The sequence below is a fragment of the Kribbella sp. NPDC031520 genome (assembly GCF_055580825.1).
Genome location: NZ_JBVIKS010000005.1, coordinates 333,867 through 351,982 on the forward strand (window position 1 = coordinate 333,867; position 18,116 = coordinate 351,982).

17 protein-coding genes are annotated in these 18,116 nt (G+C 69.3%); 10 read left to right on the forward strand and 7 right to left on the reverse strand.

The annotated features are described in order from the left end of the window. The first annotated feature begins 1 nt into the window (after position 1). Positions 2–577 carry a GNAT family N-acetyltransferase gene (locus ACZ5BU_RS26875; RefSeq protein WP_465703193.1) on the forward strand — a complete coding sequence of 192 codons (576 nt, stop codon included), beginning with the start codon at positions 2–4 and terminating at the stop codon, positions 575–577. Positions 578–709: 132 nt separating this feature from the next. On the opposite strand, the gene ACZ5BU_RS26880 is transcribed toward ACZ5BU_RS26875, so the two are convergent. Beyond that, positions 710–1,471 carry an IclR family transcriptional regulator gene (locus ACZ5BU_RS26880; RefSeq protein ID WP_465703194.1) on the reverse strand — a complete coding sequence of 254 codons (762 nt, stop codon included), beginning with the start codon at positions 1,469–1,471 and terminating at the stop codon, positions 710–712. A gap of 107 nt (positions 1,472–1,578) precedes the next feature. Here ACZ5BU_RS26880 and ACZ5BU_RS26885 point away from each other — a divergent pair, with 107 nt between their 5' ends. The 8 genes from ACZ5BU_RS26885 to ACZ5BU_RS26920 all read left to right on the forward strand — a co-directional run bounded on the left by ACZ5BU_RS26885 (position 1,579) and on the right by ACZ5BU_RS26920 (position 7,607). Continuing rightward, entirely contained in the window at positions 1,579–2,736 is a 1,158-nt protein-coding gene (locus ACZ5BU_RS26885; RefSeq protein ID WP_465703195.1) for a DUF6986 family protein, read from the forward strand. Positions 2,737–2,745: 9 nt separating this feature from the next. Continuing rightward, positions 2,746–2,985, forward strand: a complete 240-nt coding sequence (locus tag ACZ5BU_RS26890; protein ID WP_465703196.1) for a thiamine-binding protein — start codon at positions 2,746–2,748, stop codon at positions 2,983–2,985. Beyond that, entirely contained in the window at positions 2,978–3,388 is a 411-nt protein-coding gene (locus tag ACZ5BU_RS26895; RefSeq protein WP_465703197.1) for a helix-turn-helix domain-containing protein, read from the forward strand. The genes ACZ5BU_RS26890 and ACZ5BU_RS26895 overlap by 8 nt, the downstream gene beginning before the upstream one ends. 88 nt (positions 3,389–3,476) lie before the next feature. Further along, positions 3,477–3,971, forward strand: coding sequence for a 2-oxo-4-hydroxy-4-carboxy-5-ureidoimidazoline decarboxylase (gene uraD, locus ACZ5BU_RS26900; RefSeq protein ID WP_465703198.1), 495 nt, complete (start codon positions 3,477–3,479; stop codon positions 3,969–3,971). Then, on the forward strand, positions 3,968–4,282 hold the full coding sequence (gene uraH / locus ACZ5BU_RS26905) for a hydroxyisourate hydrolase (RefSeq protein WP_465703199.1): 315 nt from the start codon (positions 3,968–3,970) through the stop codon (positions 4,280–4,282). The genes uraD (ACZ5BU_RS26900) and uraH overlap by 4 nt, the downstream gene beginning before the upstream one ends. 5 nt (positions 4,283–4,287) lie before the next feature. Then, on the forward strand, positions 4,288–5,193 hold the full coding sequence (gene pucL / locus ACZ5BU_RS26910; RefSeq protein WP_465703200.1) for a factor-independent urate hydroxylase: 906 nt from the start codon (positions 4,288–4,290) through the stop codon (positions 5,191–5,193). After that, complete coding sequence (locus ACZ5BU_RS26915) at positions 5,193–6,536, forward strand: 8-oxoguanine deaminase (RefSeq protein WP_465703201.1); 1,344 nt, start codon at positions 5,193–5,195, stop codon at positions 6,534–6,536. Before pucL ends, ACZ5BU_RS26915 begins: the two co-directional genes overlap by 1 nt. A 117-nt stretch (positions 6,537–6,653) precedes the next feature. Further along, positions 6,654–7,607 carry a type IV toxin-antitoxin system AbiEi family antitoxin domain-containing protein gene (locus ACZ5BU_RS26920; protein WP_465703202.1) on the forward strand — a complete coding sequence of 318 codons (954 nt, stop codon included), beginning with the start codon at positions 6,654–6,656 and terminating at the stop codon, positions 7,605–7,607. A 27-nt stretch (positions 7,608–7,634) separates the two neighbouring features. Here the strand turns inward: ACZ5BU_RS26920 and guaD are convergent, their stop codons facing one another. The 6 genes from guaD to ACZ5BU_RS26950 all read right to left on the reverse strand — a co-directional run bounded on the left by guaD (position 7,635) and on the right by ACZ5BU_RS26950 (position 17,132). Then, complete coding sequence (gene guaD / locus ACZ5BU_RS26925) at positions 7,635–8,912, reverse strand: guanine deaminase (RefSeq protein ID WP_465703203.1); 1,278 nt, start codon at positions 8,910–8,912, stop codon at positions 7,635–7,637. Then, entirely contained in the window at positions 8,909–9,799 is an 891-nt protein-coding gene (gene xdhC / locus ACZ5BU_RS26930) for a xanthine dehydrogenase accessory protein XdhC (RefSeq protein ID WP_465703204.1), read from the reverse strand. Before xdhC ends, guaD begins: the two co-directional genes overlap by 4 nt. Further along, the gene (gene xdhB / locus ACZ5BU_RS26935) at positions 9,787–12,114 is read right to left on the reverse strand and encodes a xanthine dehydrogenase molybdopterin binding subunit (protein WP_465703205.1); all 2,328 of its coding nucleotides are present in this window, start codon (positions 12,112–12,114) and stop codon (positions 9,787–9,789) included. The genes xdhC and xdhB overlap by 13 nt, the downstream gene beginning before the upstream one ends. Continuing rightward, positions 12,111–13,550: a xanthine dehydrogenase small subunit gene (locus ACZ5BU_RS26940; RefSeq protein WP_465703206.1), complete on the reverse strand. Its 1,440-nt coding sequence runs from the start codon at positions 13,548–13,550 to the stop codon at positions 12,111–12,113. Before ACZ5BU_RS26940 ends, xdhB begins: the two co-directional genes overlap by 4 nt. Further along, positions 13,547–15,460: a 2-oxo-4-hydroxy-4-carboxy-5-ureidoimidazoline decarboxylase gene (uraD, locus tag ACZ5BU_RS26945; RefSeq protein ID WP_465703207.1), complete on the reverse strand. Its 1,914-nt coding sequence runs from the start codon at positions 15,458–15,460 to the stop codon at positions 13,547–13,549. Before uraD (ACZ5BU_RS26945) ends, ACZ5BU_RS26940 begins: the two co-directional genes overlap by 4 nt. Positions 15,461–15,602: 142 nt before the next feature. Continuing rightward, complete coding sequence (locus ACZ5BU_RS26950) at positions 15,603–17,132, reverse strand: PucR family transcriptional regulator (RefSeq protein WP_465703208.1); 1,530 nt, start codon at positions 17,130–17,132, stop codon at positions 15,603–15,605. 151 nt (positions 17,133–17,283) lie between these two features. Here ACZ5BU_RS26950 and ACZ5BU_RS26955 point away from each other — a divergent pair, with 151 nt between their 5' ends. Next, the gene (locus ACZ5BU_RS26955; protein ID WP_465703209.1) at positions 17,284–18,096 is read left to right on the forward strand and encodes a hydroxypyruvate isomerase family protein; all 813 of its coding nucleotides are present in this window, start codon (positions 17,284–17,286) and stop codon (positions 18,094–18,096) included. The last annotated feature ends 20 nt before the right edge of the window (positions 18,097–18,116 follow it).

Below are 18,116 nucleotides of genomic sequence, written 5' to 3' on the forward strand. Positions count from 1 at the left end.
GGTGGGGGACTACGAGATCGTTCAGGAAGGTGACCCGCGGTGCGCCGAGCTGGAAGCGGCCGGGTACCGCGTGGTCGCCGAGTCCTGGGCGGTCCGGTTGTACGACCCCGACCGCGACCTGCTGGAGTCGGCGGTACGGCGAGCCACCGCGGGCGGGCTGACCGTCCGTGAGCTCGGGCCCGAGTCCGCCCGTGACCTGCACACTCTGGAGACGACGAACGCGCCGGACTACCCGGACACGCCGGCGACCCACCACGAGATCGGCGACGTCGCGAGCGTCGAGGCACTGTGGCCGGCGAACCGCGTCTTCGGCGCCTTCGACGGCAACCGCCTCGTCGCCGCCACGGTGATCCGCACCCACGACGGGTACGGCGACACCGCCTTCACCTCGGTGCTGGCGGCGTACCGCCGGCGCGGCGTCGGCCAGGCGGTGAAGGCCGCTTCGATCCTCGCGTTCCTCGACATCGGCATCACCCGCTTCAGCACCGGTGGAGCCGCGGTGAACCAGGCGAGCCTCCAGGCGAACCAGTCCCTCGGCTACGTCCTCACCGAACGCTGGCGCACGTACGCCCCCTGACCCTCGCCGAGTCGCGAAATCCGCGCCATGGATCCGCGCAGCCTCATCTTTGAGAAGCCACCGACCATGTTGAGGCGGCGAAAATGGTCGATGGCTTCTCAAAGTTGCCGGCGTGGGAGCAACGGAGGTGCCCTAGTGCAGGTCCTCGGAGAGGGCCTTGGCGGCCTGGGTCAGGAGTGGGACGGCTTGCTCGACCAGCGGCTCGGTCATGCGGCCGGCGGGGCCGGAGATGGAGATGGCCAGCGGGGAGGGGGCGTCGGGGACGGCTACGGCGACGCAGCGGACGCCGACCTCCTGCTCGCCCTCGTCCATCGCGTAGCCGTTGCCGGCGGCCTGGTGGAGTTGGGCGGTGAAGGCGTCGGGCGAGGTGATGGTGTTGTCGGTGTGCTTCGGCATCCCGGTGCGGTGCAGCAGCTCGCGGACCTCGGCGTCGGGGAACTGGGCCAGGATCGCCTTGCCGACCGCGGTGCAGTGCGGGAGGACCCGGCGGCCGACCTCGGTGAACATCCGCATCGAGTGCCGGGACGGGACCTGCGCGAGGTAGACGATCTGGTCGCCGTCGAGCATCGCCATGTTCGCGGACTCGCCGAGCTCGTCGACCAGGCGCGCCAGGTGCGGCCGGGCGAACACACTGAGCATGTGCGACGAACTCTCCCCGAGCCGGATCAGCTTCGGACCAAGGACGTACTGCCGGGACGGCTCCTGCCGCAGGTACCCGAGGTCGACGAGCGTGCGCACCAGCCGGTGGATCGTCGGCAGCGGCAGCCCGGACGCGGCGGCGAGCTGGGACAGGCCCATCATCCCGCCGGCGTCGGCCATCGTCTCGAGCAGCCCGAACGCGCGCTCGATCGACTGCACACTGCCGGTCCGGGTCTTGCCGTCCGTCTCCGCCATATCGTCCACCTTTCCGGATCATGGAAGTTTAGCGCCAGATCGTGGAACCCTTGTGTCTTCCGCACAGTAGATATTAGTCTCCACAATACGGAAAAAGGAGGCCGCACGTGGATGACCTGGTGACCGAGCTCGACCGTCGGCTGGCTGCCGCCGACGCCGCCCTGACCGCCGACTACCGCGGTGACCGCGGCGTCCGGCAACCCGTGCACACCGTCTACGTGCCGGCCGACCGGTTCGACGGACGGACCGTGGCCGACTGGGGAGCGCAGGCGCGTACGGCGCTCGACGAGCACCCGGAGTTCGCGAAGATCCTGGACCTCCCGGACGACGTGTACGAGCGGGTCCGCGGCAAGCTCGAACGCGAGCCGATCGAGGACCTCCGGATCGACTTCGAGGACGGGTACGGCAACCGCCCGGACGACGAGGAGGATGCGGCCGCGATCGCCGCCGCCAAGGTCGCCCAGCAGACTCCGTACTACGGCCTCCGGATCAAGTCGCTGGAAGCGCCGACCAGGCGGCGCGGCGTACGGACCCTCGACCTCTTCCTCGGACACCTGGGCGCGATCGGCGACGGCTTCGCCATCACGCTCCCCAAGGTGACGTCCGTGGAGCAGGTCGAGGCGATGGTCTACGTACTCGAAACCCTCGAACAGAAGCATCAACTGCCGCAGTTGAAGTTCGAGATCCAGGTCGAGACGCCCCAGGCGATCCTCGGCGCGGACGGTACGGCGCTGATCGCCCGGATGATCAAGGCCGGCGGCGTGCGCGTCACCGGGCTGCACTACGGCACCTACGACTACTCCGCCTCGCTCGGCGTCGCCGCGGCGTACCAGAGCATGGAGCACCCGGTCGCGGATCACGCCAAGGACGTCATGCAGCTCGCCGCGGCCGGCACCGGCGTCTTCGTATCCGATGGTTCGACCAACGTTCTCCCGGTCGGTGAGGCGATCGACGACGCATGGCGCCTGCATTTCCGGCTGGTACGGCGTTCGCTCGCGCGTGGCATCTACCAGGGCTGGGACATGCACCCGGCGCAGCTGCCGACCAGGTTCGCGGCGACGTACCTCTTCTACCGTGAAGGTCTCGACCAGGCCGCGCTCCGGCTGCGCGCGTACCTCGGCCACGGGGACTCCGGGTACCTCGACGAGCCGGCGACCGCCGTCGCGCTGGCCGGTTTCGTACTGCGGGGCATCGAGTGCGGCGCCGTCGACACGTCCGAGTTCGACACCACCGAGCTTGCCAGGCTCGCCCGCCGGGCGGTCTAGCCTCGCAGTATGCGACTGGTAGCGGAGTTCACCACGGAACCCTTCGACGTGGAGGGCTCCCCGCCCGCGCACGCCACCGAGGCGTTGCGGGCGGCGGAGGCGGCCGGGCTCGACTGCGAGTTCGGCCCGCTCGGTACGCAGGTCAGCGGCGAGCAGCACGTCCTACTGCCCGCGCTCCCGAAGGTGCTCGAGGCCGCATTCGCCGGGGGCGCGAGCCAAGTGACCCTGCAGGTGCGACGCGATGCCTGAGCAACACCCGCTGGTCCAGGCGATCACGCCCCTCGTCGAACGGCTGAGCGCCGAGCTCGTCGACCCGGCGGAGGCCTCCGGCGACGACGTCACGCTGGAATGGGAGGGCGAGCCCGTGGTCGCTGTTCGACTGCCCGCCGCAAGCGCGGCGGCAGGGAGAACGCCCGAGCCGCCGGCGCGGGCGGAGCGCTCCGCCGATGGCGGCGTGCAAAGCCTGCTGGCCGATGTCGCGGCGGAGCTCGGGGGCCCGCTGCGTGACCTGTCCCGGCACGACAAGCAGCAGGCCGTGCTGTTGCTGGAGTCGCGCGGTGCGTTCGAGTACCGGAAGTCGGCGGAGATCGTGGCCGAGGCGCTCGGCGTCACGCGCTTCACCGTCTACAACTACCTGAACCGCTCGCGCTGAAATTCAACAAACTGTTGACGACGGGCGGGATGGCTGTCACGCTCTCGTCATACGGAAAGTCGATTTCGGGATTCGAGAAGGTGTGATCGTGGACCTGGAGGAGTTCAACACGACTCCGAGCGACCGGCTGCGGCCGGCGCTGGCGGCCTGCTGCGACGTACCCCGGTGGGTCGACGCGGTGCTCGGCAAGCGTCCGTACGGCGATCTCGCCGCACTGACCGCGGTCGCCGACCAGGTGCTGCGGGAACTCGGCGACGACGAGGTCGATCGGGCCCTGCGGGCGCATCCGCGGATCGGCGACCGGCCGCGGGGCGCGAGTACCGAGGCGTCCTGGTCCCGGTCCGAGCAGTCCGGCGTCGGCGATGACGCCGGCGTCCGGCAGGAACTTGCCGAGGGCAACCGTCAGTACGAGGACCGGTTCGGCCGGGTGTTCCTGATCTGCGCCACCGGGCTGTCGGCGGCGCAGATGCTGAGCAGTCTGCGGACCCGTCTCACGCACGACGACGCGACCGAGGCGGCGGTTGTCCACGAGGAGCTGCGCAAGATCGCGCTGCTCCGCCTGAGCAAGGTGGTGGAGGCATGAGTTCCCTGTCCACGCACGTCCTCGACACCGCATTGGGGCGACCGGCCGCCGGGGTTCCGGTGCAGCTGTCCGCCGGTGACGCCGTACTGGCAAGCGGTACGACGGACGCGGACGGGCGGATCGCGCTGGCGCCGACGCTCGGCCCGGGAACGTACCGCCTCCGCTTCGACGTCACGACGTACGCGGAATCCACCGGCCAGGACATCTTCTTTCCCGAGGTTTCCGTGACCTTCACGGTCGCCGACGAGCGGCACTACCACGTCCCGTTGCTGCTCAGCCCGTTCGCGTTTTCCACCTACCGAGGGAGCTGACCGGAATGGCCATCCACCTGGGAGCCAACCAGTACGGCAAAGCCGAGAACCGCGTCGTCCGCATCTACCGTGACACGCCGCGCCACCAGATCCGCGACCTCAACGTGTCGACCGCGCTCCGCGGTGACTTCGAGGCCGCGCACACGACCGGCGACCAGTCCGTCGTACTGCCGACCGACACGCAGAAGAACACCGCGTTCGCGTTCGCCAAGGAGAAGGGCGTCGGCGCGATCGAGGACTACGCGCTGACTCTCGGCGACCGGTTCCTCGAGGCGTCGCCGGCCGCGTCCGGCGCCCGGATCGCGGTCGAGGAGTACGCCTGGGAGCGGATCCTCGTCGACGGTCAGGAGCACAACCACTCGTTCGTCCGCAGCGGTGCCGGAGTACGGAACACGGTCGTCAACATCGACGGGCGCGGCGCGGACCGGAAGGCGTACGTCGTCTCCGGGATCAGCGACCTCGTCGTCCTCAAGTCGACCGGGTCGGAGTTCCACGGGTTCCTGAAGGACGAGTACACGACACTGCCGGAGACGAACGACCGGATCCTTGCGACATCGCTGGTCGCACGGTGGCGGTACGACCACTCCGACGTCGACTGGGACAAGTCGTACGACGGGATCAAGGCGCTGTTGCTCTCGCGGTTCGCGACGATCCACAGTCTCGCGTTGCAGCAGACGCTGTACGGCATGGGCTCCGCCGTACTCGAAGAGCACCCGGAAGTTGCCGAGATCAAGTTCTCGGCGCCGAACAAGCACCACTTCCTGGTCGACCTCTCGCCGTTCGGTGTCGAGAACCCCGGTGAGGTGTTCATCGCCGCGGACCGTCCGTACGGTCTGATCGAGGCCACGGTGACGCGCGACGACGCCAGCGACTCGGGCAGTGCCTGGGTCAACATCGCCGGCTTCTGCTGATGGAACGGATCGTGATCGAGGGCGCCTATGTGGCGACCCTCGATCCGGCCCGGCGCGAGTTCACCGGCCATGTGGTTGCCGAAGGCAATCGCCTGATTGCGGTCGGGCCGGGGCCGGCGCCGGCGTACGAGGGTGCGCGCGTGGTGGACGGGCGGGGGTGTCTCGTCACGCCCGGGTTCGTGAACACGCATCAGCACCTGTACCAGTGGGTGACGCGCGGGCTGGCCGCGGACGCGACGCTCTTCGAGTGGCTGACGACGCTGTACCCGGTCTGGGCGGGCATCACCGAGGAAACCGTGTACGTTGCGGCGCGGGCGGCGCTCGCCCAACTCGCGCTCACCGGATGCACTACGGTCGCTGATCACCACTACGTCTTCCCGCGTCGTGGTGGTGACCTGCTGGCGGCGGAAATTGCGGCGGCATCTGAGATCGGGCTGCGCTTCCACCCTGCTCGCGGGTCGATGGACCGCGGTCAGAAGGACGGCGGGCTGCCGCCGGACTCGGTGGTCGAGGACCGCGACGAGATCCTCACCGCGACCGAGGCCGCGATCGACCGTTGGCACGACCCATCACCTGACTCGATGCTGCAGATCGTCGTCGCGCCGTGCTCCCCGTTCAGCGTGAGCGGCGAACTGATGCGCGAGTCGGCCGAGCTGGCCCGGCGTCGCGGTGTACGAATGCACACGCACCTCGCGGAGACGACGGACGAGACGTCGTGGTGCCGGGAGACGTACGGGTGCACGCCGCTCGAGTACGCCGACGGCCTCGGCTGGACGGGCCCGGACGTGTGGTTCGCCCACGGCATCCACTTCGACGACGCGGAGATCAAGCACCTCGGCGGTACGGGTACCGGCGTCGCCCACTGCCCCAGCTCGAACGCCCGCCTCGGCGCCGGCATCGCCCGCACCGCCGACCTCCGCGCCGCCGGATCCCCAGTGGGCCTAGGCGTGGACGGTGCCGCCAGCAACGAATCCGGCAGCCTCGTCGAGGAACTCCGCCACGCCCTCCTCTTCGCCCGAGCCCGCGGCGGCCCGCAAGCGTTGACCGTCCGCGCCGCCCTCGAAATGGCAACCCTCGACGGCGCCCGCATCCTCGGCCGCTCCGACGACCTCGGCTCCCTGGAACCCGGAAAGCTGGCCGACCTCGCCGTCTGGAACCTCACCGGCCTCCCCCACGCCGGCATCCCCGACCCGATAGCAGCCCTAGCCCTCTCCACACCCCCACCCCTGGCCCTACTCCTAGCGAACGGCCACCCCGTCGTCGAACAAGCCGTACTCCAAACCGCCGACGAACACGCCCTAGCCGCAGCCACCACCCGCACCCAAGCCGCGCTGGTCCGCTGACCCGGCATTGATCCTGGGGACTGGCGATAGGCAATGTCCTATTGCGAGTCCCCGGGGGTTATCCACAGTTCGATGATTGCGTGCTCGAAGGGTGCGGAACGACTGCATCTTCTTGGTGTGAACAGGAGATTGGAAGTGATTGCGGCCGGGCGGGGTGGGTGGTTCACCCGCCCGGACGCGCTGGCCGCTGGGTACAGCGACAGCGAGTTGCGGCAGCGCGTGCGGACCGGGCAGTGGGTCAGGATGAGTTTCAACTCGTACGTCGACCCGCGAGGCTGGCCGGCCGACGAACCGCCGTGGGACCGCGCGATCCGGCTGCATCGGTTGCGCGTGCGGATGGCGCGCGAGCGACTCGGTGGCGTCGTAGTGAGTCATCAGTCGGCGGCGATCCTCCACCAACTGCCCATCTGGGGCACGGATCTGGCGAAGGTCCATTTCACGCGGCTGGGGACCGGGCTGTCGCGCGTCGGGCGTGGGCTGCAGGTGCATCGTGCCGCGATCGACAACGACGAGATCGTAGAGCTGGACGGTCTGCATGCCACCACGTGCGAGCGCGCGGTGGTCGAGACCGCCTGTACGACGTCGTACGAGGCGGGTGTCGTTCTGGCCGACGCCGCGCTGCGGTTGCGGCTAACCACGCGCGACCGGCTCGCCGACGTCGTACGGCGTCATCGGCACTGGCGTGGGATTCCGGCCGCGAGGGCTGCGACACAGTTCGCCGACGGACTGAGCGGGTCCGTCGGCGAGTCACGTCTCCGCGTACTGATGGCCAGCCAGGGCCTGCCCATACCCGAGCTCCAGGTTGAGATCTGGGACTACGCCACCCGGTTGATCGGCCGCGTGGACTTCCTGCTGGCCAGGCGGCTCGTGGTCGAGTTCGACGGCGCGATGAAGTACGCCGACGGCGCGGACGTCGTTCTGGCGGAGAAATGGCGCGAAGACCGGCTTCGCGAACGCGGGTACGGCGTGATCCGCATCAGCTGGTCCGACCTGGACAACCCCCGCGAAGCCGCCGTGCGGATCCGGCGCGCGCTCTCGGCATTGACGAAGGGGACCGGCGATAAGCAATGACCTGTCGCCAGTCCCCGAGGGGTGTTGTCAGTGCAGGAGGGCGCCGTTGAGCCAGACGGCTTGGATGTCGGCGGGGGTGCCGAGGGTGAAGATTCGGGCCAGGGCTTCTTCGGTGTCTTCGGCGTGGGTGATGGCTACCGCCAGGGGGGAGCCTTCGGCGGGGCGGAGGAGTTGGGCGTCGAAGTACTGGCCTACGGACAGGTGCCCTACCTGGGGGAGGTTCAGGGCTTCGGCGCCGGCGGTGGTGGCCAGGTACAGGAGGTGCGCCGCGGTCAGCGGGCGGCCCTGGTCGCCTAGGAGTTGCTGGCAGAAGTACGCCTGCAGGCCTTCCTTCAGGAGGGAGAAGCCGGTGCCGGCGCCGACGTCGGAGCCCAGGGCCACACGTACGCCGTGCTGCAGGTGGCGCGTCAGCGGGAACAGGCCGCTGCCCAAGGCCGCGTTGCTCGTCGGGCAGTGGGCGACGGTGGCTCCGCTCGTGGCGAGCAGTTTGAGTTCGACGTCCGTTGGGTGGACGTTGTGGGCGAGGACGGTACGGCGGTCCACCAGGCCGTGGCGGTCGTACGTCGTCACGTAGTCGCTGCCCCCGAACAGGTCGGCGACGGTCGCGATCTCGGCCTCGTTCTCGTTCACGTGGGAGGTGAACAGCGCGCCGGGGATCGCGTCCATCAGCTCGCGGCAGGTGGCGAGCAGGTCGTCGGTGCAGGACAGCGAGAAGCGCGGCGTCACCGCGTACCGGTTGCGGCCGACGCCGTGCCAGCGGTTCGCGAGGGCGAGCGATTCGGCGTACGCGCGGACCGGGGTGGTCAGCAGTTCCGGGCGGAGGAGGCGGTCACTCAGCACCAGGCCGGACGTAATCCGCAGGCCGACCCGCGACGCCGCCGTGAACAGCGCGTCGACCGCGTCGGCGTAGTGCGCGCCGAAGACGAGCGCGGACGTCGTACCGGCTGCGGCGAGTCCGCGGACGAACTCCTCCGCGACGCCGGTCGCGTACTCGACATCCGCCATCCGCGCCTCCTCCGGGAGGGCGTACCGGTCGAGCCATTCGAGCAGCGGCAGGCCGAGACCGCCGACCGCGCGGATCTGCGGGAAGTGCACGTGGGTGTCGACGAACCCGGGCAGTACGACGCCGTCGCGGAGATCCACGACCTGCTCGGCCGGGTGTGCCTGGCGGAGTTCCGCGTACGGGCCGCGGGCAACGATCAGCCCGTCCTCGACGAGGAGGCCGGCGTCGCTGTCGACCCGCAGCCCGGCGCCCTGGAACGGGTTCTCCGGGGTGTCGATGAACGTGCCACGATAGAGAGTCATGCTTGTGCCTTACGCTGAGCCGAGGCAGGGCGACGCTCGGCAGGTCGAGCCGGCACGGGGAGCCGCGCGGCGGTTTTCGGGGCGGTTGACTGCTCGGTGAAGCGCTGCAGGAGCCAGGCGGCGACGCTCACCGCGATCACGGCAGGTTCCTTGCCGGGGAGGTCGGGGAGACCGATCGGGGTGGTGATGCGGGCGATCGCCTCGGGTGGGTTGCCGTCCTCGGCGAGCTTGCGCTGGAACCTCGTCCACTTCGCGCTCGACCCGATCAGCCCGATCGTCGCTAGCTGGTCGTTGCGGATCGCGGCGTCGCAGAGCGCGGCGTCCTCCGCGTGGTCGTGGGTCATGATCACGACGTGTGTGCCTGCCGGAAGCTCACCGACCACCAGCTCGGGCAGAACCGGGACGTTGTGGACGTGCACCTGCGCGACCGCGTCGTCCACTACGGCGAGGCGCCCTGCCGTCAACTGGTCAGCGCGGGAGTCGACCAGGTGCAGCTCGATGTCGTGCCGCGCGAGGATCCGCGCCAGCTCGAGCCCCACATGTCCGATCCCGAAGATCGCCACTGAAGGCACCACAGGCAACGGCTCCAGCAACAGCTGCACCTCCCCACCACAACACTGAACCCCGTGCTGGTACGGCGCTTTGTCGGACAACGCCGCGGTCAGCACCTCAGGCCTGCCGATGCCCTGGGCAATCATCTCCCGCGAACGTTCAACGCCAAGCGCCTCGAGGTTGCCGCCGCCAACCGTCCCCCAGACGTTGTCCACAGCAACAACCATCTTCGCCCCGGCCTCCCGGGGCGCATGCCCGCGCACAGACAGCACCGTCACCAACACTCCGGCTTCACGGCGAGCGCGCAGACGCTGAACAGCCTTCACCCACTCCATGAGGCACCTCCTCGCGCCCGCTCAACGGCCCAGTAGACGGCCTCGGGAGTGGCGGGGGAGGGAAGGTCGACGCTCGTTCCGGGTGGACCGAAGGCGGCGGCCGCTTGACGTAGGGCTTCGCGGACGGAGAAGGCGAGCATCAGCGGGGGTTCGCCGACGGCCTTCGAGCCGTAGACGGCGCCATCCTCATGCGCCTTCTCCAGCAGCGTCACGTTGAAGACTTCCGGCATCTCGGAGAAGCTCGGGAGCTTGTACGTGCTGGCCGCCTGGGTGGACAGCCGTCCGGTGTTCGAGTCCCAGCGGAGGTCTTCCAGCGTCAGCCAACCGGCGCCCTGGACGAAGCCGCCCTCGATCTGGCCGATGTCGATCAGCGGGCTGAGGCTGTCGCCGACGTCGTGCACGATGTCGACCCGGCGCAGCGTGTACGCCCCGGTGAACCCGTCGACCTCGACCTCCGACGCCGCGACGCCGTACGCGAAGTACTTGAACGGCTCGCCGCGCATCGCGTTCGCGTCCCAGTGCAGCCCCTCGGTCCGGTAGAACCCGGCCGCCCACAGTTGCACCCGCTGGTGGTACGCGAGATTGACGAGCTCGTTCCAGTCCACGCCGTCCCCGGACAGACCACGGACGACGCCGTCCACGAACCGAACGTCCGACGGGCTGATCCCGAGCTTTCCGCCGGCGACCTGCGCCAGCCGCTCCCGGATCTGCTCGCACGCGTTCTTGATGGCCGCCCCGTTCAGGTCGGCGCCCGAGGATGCCGCGGTAGCAGACGTGTTCGGTACCTTGTCCGTCCGCGTCGGCGCCAGCCTCACGCGCGACAAAGGCAAACCCAAGGTGGTCGCGGCGACCTGCAGCATCTTCGTGTGCAGGCCCTGCCCCATCTCGGTGCCGCCGTGGTTGATCAGTACGGACCCGTCCTTGTACACGTGCACCAGCGCACCGGCCTGGTTGAACGCCGTCAGGTTGAACGAGATCCCGAACTTCACCGGCGTCAGCGCCAACCCGCGCTTCGCCCACGAATGCGAAGCATTGAACTCCGCAATCGCAGCCTGCCGCGCCGCCACCTCGCCGTTGGACAACACCTGCGACCAGCACGACTCGAGCCGATCCGCGTGCCGTACCGGTTGCCCGTACGGCGTGGAGTCGCCCGGCTGGTAGAAATTCCGCCGCCGCAGTTCGGCCGCTTCGTACCCGAGCAGCGGAGCGCAGCGCCCGAGGATGTCCTCGATCACCAGCATCCCCTGCGGCCCGCCGAACCCGCGGAATGCGGTCTGCGACGTCTTGTTGGTCTTCGCGATCCGCCCGTCGACGCGGACGTGCGGGATCTCGTACGCGTTGTCGATATGGCACATCGCCCGCGCCAGCACGGGCTCCGACAGGTCGAGGCTCCAGCCGCCGTCCGCGGTCAAGGTCGCGTCCAGTGCAACAAGCTTGCCATCGGCCCCGAACCCGACGGTCCAGGACGAGTGGAACCCGTGCCGCTTGCCCGACATGGTCATGTCCTGCGTCCGGTTCAGCCGCAGCCGTACTGGCCGTCCGGTCAGCGTCGCGCCCAGCGCGGCGATCGCGGCGAACCCGTGCGGCTGCATCTCCTTGCCGCCGAACCCGCCACCCATCCGCAGGCACTGCACCGTCACCGAGTGGCTGGCCAGCCCGAGTACGTGCGCGACGATCTCCTGCGTCTCGGACGGGTGCTGCGTACTCGACTGCACGAAGATCTGCCCGTACTCGTCCACCAGCGCCAACGCCGAGTGCGTCTCCAGGTAGAAGTGTTCCTGCCCGGCGAACTCGAACTCCCCGCTGAACACGTGCGCCGCCCCGGCCAACGCCTCGGTCACGTCACCGCGCTCCAGGTGCCGCCCGATGCCCTGGAAGCTCCCGGCGTCGATCGCGTCGCGGACCTCGATCAGCGCCGGCAGCGGCTCGTACTCGACCTCAACGGCACACGCCCCGAGGCGCGCCGCCTCCAACGTCTCGCCGAGCACCCAGCACACCGCGTGCCCGTTGAACATCACCTCACCCGGGAACAACGGCTCGTCATGCTTCACGCCCGCGTCGTTCACTCCCGGTACGTCGTCCGCGGTCAGCACCCGGACCACGCCAGGTACGTCGTACGCCGGCTTCACCCGGAGCGCGGTGATCCGCGCGTGCGCGTGCGGCGACTGCACCGGCCACGCATGCAGTACGTCGCGGGTACGCATCACCAGATCGTCCGTGTACAAGGCAGTTCCGGTCACGTGCAGCGCCGCGCTCTCGTGCGGCATCGGTACGCCGACCACGGACTGCAACGGCCGCTCCGACAGGTGGCTCATGCTTCGACCCCCTTGAAGTAGAAGCGCAACAACGACTGGCCGAGCATCGCGGAGCGGTACGACGAACTCGCCCGGTGATCGTCCATCGGCGTACCTTCGCCCGCCATCACCGCGGCCGCGGTCCGTACGGTCGTCTCGTTCCACGGTTGACCGATCAGCGCTGCCTCGGTCGCCGTCGCGCGCAACGGCGTCGCGGCGACTCCGCCGAGGCCGATCTTCGCGTCCTGAACGGTGCCATCGGCAACAGTCAGGGCGTACCCGATCGCGACGCTGGAGATGTCGTCGAACCGCCGCTTGGCGATCTTGTGGAACGCGGTCATCGGTGCCAGAGGCAACGGAACCACGATCGTCTTGATCAGCTCGTCCGGCGCCTTCACGGTCTGCCGGTATCCGGTGAAGTACTCCGCCAACGGCACCACCCGCTCACCCCGCTGCGATGCCAGCACCAGCCGCGCATCCAGCGCCAGGAGTGCTGGCGGTGTGTCTCCGATCGGTGATCCGGTCCCCAGGTTCCCGCCGATCGTCGCCCCGTTCCGGATCAACCGCGACGCGAACTGCGGGAACATCTGGGCCAGCAACGGTACCCGTCCCGCCAGTCGCCGCTCGATCTCGGTGAGCGTCAGCGCAGCGCCCAGCCGTACCTCATCCGGCCCGAAGCTGAACTCCCGCAACTCCTCCAGCCGATCGATCGCGATCGTCAGCGGAGGCCGCGACCCGAAGATGTTCACCTGCACACCTAGGTCGGTCGAGCCGGCAACTACCACCGCATCGTCCCGCTCACCGAGGACTGCCAAAGCAGCTTGCAGGGTGGGTGGGCGGAGGAACTCGCCTTCGGCGGAGACCATGCCGGTCGCCGCCGGAGCAGGCGGCGGCGAGTCCCGGCGTACGGCGAGCGCGTCGTCCTCGGCCGGCTCGTCCAGCGCGTAAGCAGCGTCCCGGATCGGCCGGTACCCCGTACACCGGCACAAGTTCCCGCTCAGCGAGTGAAGGTCGAACCCGTTCGGCCCGTGCTCATGATCAGCCGACGAACCACACGAGCGGTCGGGGCGGTAGTACTCCGCAGCCATGCTGCAGATGAAGCCCGGCGTGCAGAAGCCGCACTGGGAGCCGCCACGCACAGCCATCTCCTGCTGCACCGGGTGCAATGCGTCCGGTGCGCCAAGACCCTCCGAGGTGATGACTTCCTGACCGTCGAGCGATGCGACCGGGAGGAGGCACGCGTTGACGGCGGTCCACTCGGTCGACGACGAGGTGCCGGGGCGGGCGACCAGGATCGAGCAGGCGCCGCACTCACCTTCGGCGCACCCCTCCTTGGCGCCGGTCAGGCCGCGGTCGCGGAGCCAGTCGAGGACGGTGGTGTGGACGGAGACGTCACCGATCGGGGTGACGTCGCCGTTCACGGTCAGTGCAGGAGCCCGGAGGGCTTGGGTGGTCATCGGTTGCTGCTCCATCGAGTACGTGCGGAGTGGATCGGGTTGGCGTCGGAGACGTAGTCGTCGAAGCGGTAGCCGGCGATCTTCGCGATCTCGAGCAACGCGGCCGCGTGCTCCTGGTTCTCGCAGTTCCCCAGCCGCTCGCGCCCCTGCTCGACGATCCGTTCGTACGACTCGGCGTCCCGTACCGAGATCACCAGCGGGAACCCGAACCGCTCCTCGTACGCCGAGGTGATCGCGGTCAGTTCGTCCCGCTCCGGATCACCCAGGAACGTCAGGCCCTTGTCGGACTGGTCCCGCAGCGACGCCTCGCCGCTCAACCCGTCCGCGACGAACTGCGACCCGAGCTGCGGGTACGCCTGGATCAGCTCGATCTGCTCGTCCTTCGACCCGGAGAACAACGCCTCCTGGAAGGAACGCCGCAGCGCGTGCGTGTCGGCGTACGGCCGCATCTCCCAGGCCCGCTCGACCGCCCACCGCGGACCCTGGAACAACCCACCGAACGTCTCGACGAACTCCTCACGCGTCATCTGGTTCACCTGGTCGAGCCGGACCGAGTCGCCGGGCTGCCCCGCGACCGCCGGGCCGAAGTTCTTGCCGACGTGGTGGAACAGGATGTTCAGGAAGATCGCGGTCAGGCTGCCGAGCGTGATGCCGCTGCCGAAGATGATCTCGGCCCAGTGCGGTACCGCCTGCGCGACCTGCGGCTGCGCGGTCACGTACATCGCCAGCCCGACGCTGGTCGCGACGATCACCACGTTCCGGTGGTCGTGGAAGTCGACCTTGGCCAGCGTCTGGAACCCGACCACGGCAACCGTCGCGAACATCGCCAACGCCGCGCCGCCGAGCACCGGATGCGGTACGCCGGACACGATCGCACCGGCCTTCGGAACCAGCCCGATCAGGATCATGATCGCCCCGGCGGTCGCGACCACCCAGCGGCTGCGGATCCGGGTCAGCCGGACCAAGCCGACGTTCTCCGCGAAACAGGTGTACGGGAACGAGTTGAAGACGCCGCCGATCGTGGTCGCCAGGCCGTCGGCCCGCAGCGCCCGGGCGATGTCGTCGCGGCCGATCCGCTTCTCGACGATCTCGCCGGTCGCGAAGACGTCACCGGTGGTCTCGACCGCGGTGATCAGCATGACCACGATCATCGAGATGATCGCCGCGACGGAGAACTTCGGCCAGCCGAAGTAGAACGGCTGCGTCACGCCGACCCAGGCCGCGTCGTGCACCGCACCGAAGTGCGCGTCGCCGAACGCCCAGGCCACCAGCGTCCCGACCACCAGGCCGACCAGTACGGCGATGGTTGCCATGAACCCCTTGGACACCCGCTGGATCAGCACGATCAGCGCCAGCGTGCCGAGCGCGTACGCCATGTTCTTACCGCTCGTCGGTGCCGCCGTCGGTCCCGCCCCGCCGACCGCGTCCCCGGCCGCGACCGGTAGTAGCGCGAGACCGATGATCGTGATCACCGAACCGGTCACGACCGGCGGGAAGAACCGGATCAGCTTGCTGAAGTACGGCGCGACGAAGAAGGTGGCCAGCCCGGCGACCAGTACGGAGCCGTAGATCACCAGCAGACCGTTGGTGCCGCCACCGGCCGCGAGGCCGATCGCGATCATCGGCGAGACCGCCGTGAACGTGACGCCCTGCAGCAGCGGCAGCCGGACGCCGACCTTCCAGAACCCGACGGACTGGATGATCGAGGCGATCCCGCAGGTGAAGAGGTCCGCGTTGATCAGGTGGATCAGCTGCTGGGTGTTCAGCCCGATCGCGCTGGCGAGCAGGATCGGTACGATCACCGCTCCGGCGTAGAACGCCAGCACGTGCTGGGTGCCGTACACCGCGAGCTTGCCAGGCGGCAGCACCTGGTCGACGGGGTGGCGGCTGGGCCGCAGGTTTGCCTTCATCGGGGACACGCTCCTCGGGCTGCGTGGGGCGGCGGGGGGATTTGACCTGCCCTTGAGCATCGGCTCACCGCGGCCCGGATTGCACCCCGTGAACCTCCGAAGATGAACGGCCGGAGAACGTCCAGTTTGTGTGATCACACAACTACAGCGATTTGAGCGCGAGGAACACGTCCACCCGGTCCTCGAGGCTCGACAGATCGCGTCCGGTCAGTTGCTCAACGCGTTCGATCCGGTAGCGAACAGTGTTGACGTGCAGGTGCAGCGACTCCGCCGTACGGGTCCACGAACACGAGCAGGCGAGGAACGCCTGCAGCGTCATGAGCAGGTCGGCATGGGTACGGCGGTCGTGGTCGAGGACCGCTCCGAGGACGCGGTTGCTGTACGTACGCCGTACGTCGTCGGGCAGCGTGGCGAGCAGGAGGACGTGCGACGCGACCTCGTCCGACGTCACGACCGAGACGGGTGCACGGGCCGCGCCGGCGGCCCGATGCGCGAACCGGGCCTCCTCCAGTGCGCCCGCGAGCGCGTCGATCGCCGTCTCACCGCTGATCCCGACCGCGAGGTGTGCGCGGTTGAGCCCCGGAGCCAGCCGTCCGAAGGCTCGTCGGAGATGCTCGGCGAGCGCCGGCGTGGAGGGTAGGAACGCGACCAGCAGACCGTCCCGGCCGAGCGCGACGACGGCCGGGCCGAACGTGAGTGCGACGTCCTCGATCAACGACAGCGCGACCTCGCCGGGACCGTCGTCGCGGAGGCCGGCGACCGCGACGACCAGCGGGCGTTCCGAGTGCGCGCCCGCCTGACGCAGGCGTGCGGCGACGTCGGCCTGCGCAGCACCCGACTCGACCATCGCCAGCGCGTCGGCGACCAGCGGGCGCAGGGCGCGCCGTCCCTCGTCGCGGCGGGCGCGGTCCAGCGCGGCGATCGCACAGAGTTCATTCACCGCCTCGACGTGGTCGCGGGTCCAGGTGTTGTAGTCGCCGTCGATGACCAGCACCCACGCGGTCAGCCGGTTACCGAACCCGGACCCGATCGGGAACAGGCTGTACGGGTCGGCCGCGGCTGCCACCGTGGGCATCCGGTCCGCGGTCAGGAACCGTCGCGTGACCGCGTCGACCGTGTCGGGGTCCAGCTCGCTCGGCCCGGGTACGACGTGCCGCCCGGTCGCGGTCAGCACCCGGCAGTCGTGACCGATCTCGGCCGAGATCCGCGCCGCAAGCTCGTCGAGGCTCCGCCCGGCGGCGATCGACGAGAGCAGCTGCCGTTGCCGGACCAGGCTCGCCGACAGCCGCGCCCCGGTTTCGGCGGATCCGGCCGCCGCGACGTACTCGGTGATGTCCGCGAACGCGATCTCGACCGGTACCTCGATCAGCGTCACCTCGTGCCGCCGGCACGCCTCGATCAGGTCGGTCGGTACGTCGCCCAGCTGCGCCTTCCCGGCCAGGATCGTGGTGGCGCCGCGGCCGGCCATCGAGGCGACGAACACCTCGCTGTCCATCGGCCGGCGCCGCCAGACCAGCCCGGTCAGCACCACCTCGCCGCCGTTCAGGTACCGCCCGGGCTCGAGCAGGTCGGTCGTCACCAGCCGCCCGATGGGCCGGTCCAGTACGCCGCCCGCGGAGTGCAGCAGGCGCAACCCGAGCTCAGGCGCGTCGAGTAGCTCGGTCAGCAGCACGGCGTACCTCCTTTAGAGGAACGTACAACGCGCGCGCCCGCGTGGGACAGCCCCATCCAGGACCGGTCGGCGCTTGACGGCCCGGACCCGGCGACTTATGGTCATTTCGCAGAACAGAAATCAAGTTCCACAATGCGGAAGTTGGGTCAGGATGAGTCACCAGCTGCGGTACACGGTGAACTGTTCGTTGCTCTTCACCGAGCTGCCTCTGCTCGAGCGGCCCGCGGCCGCGAAGCGGGCCGGGTTCAGCGCGGTGGAGTTCTGGTGGCCGTTCGTCGAGGCCGTCCCGCCGGACCGCCAGGTCGACGCGTTCGTGAACGCGGTCACCGAGGCCGGCGTGCAGCTGACCGGCCTGAACTTCTTCGCCGGCGACATGCCTGGCGGCGACCGCGGCCTGGTGTCCTGGCCGAAGCGTTCCGGCGAGTTCCGCGACAACGTCGACGTCACCGTCGGCATCGGCGAACGCCTCGGAGCCCGGGGCTTCAACGCCCTGTACGGGAACCGCGTCGAGGGCAGCAACGACCAGGAGCAGGGCGACCTCGCGGTCGAGAACCTCGCCCTTGCCGCCAACGCCGCCGCGCGGATCGGCGCCACCGTGCTCGTCGAGCCGGTCAGCGGCGCCGCGCAGTACCCGCTCAAGCTCGCGGCCGACGCGCTCGGCGTGATCGACCGCGTCCGGGCGGCGTACGACGTACCGAACCTCGGGCTGCTCGCGGACCTGTACCACCTCGCGGTCAACGGCGACGACGTCGACCAGGTGATCGCCGACCACACCGACCGGGTCGCGCACGTACAGATCGCCGACAACCCGGGCCGCAACGAACCCGGTACCGGCACGCTCCCGCTCGACGCCCAGCTCACCGCCCTGCAGGCCAACGGCTACGCCGGCTGGGTCGGGCTCGAGTACAAGCCGTCCACCACCACAGAAGCAAGCTTCGGCTGGCTGCCGTACGAGCGCCGCTGACACCGACCACGCCTCCTCTC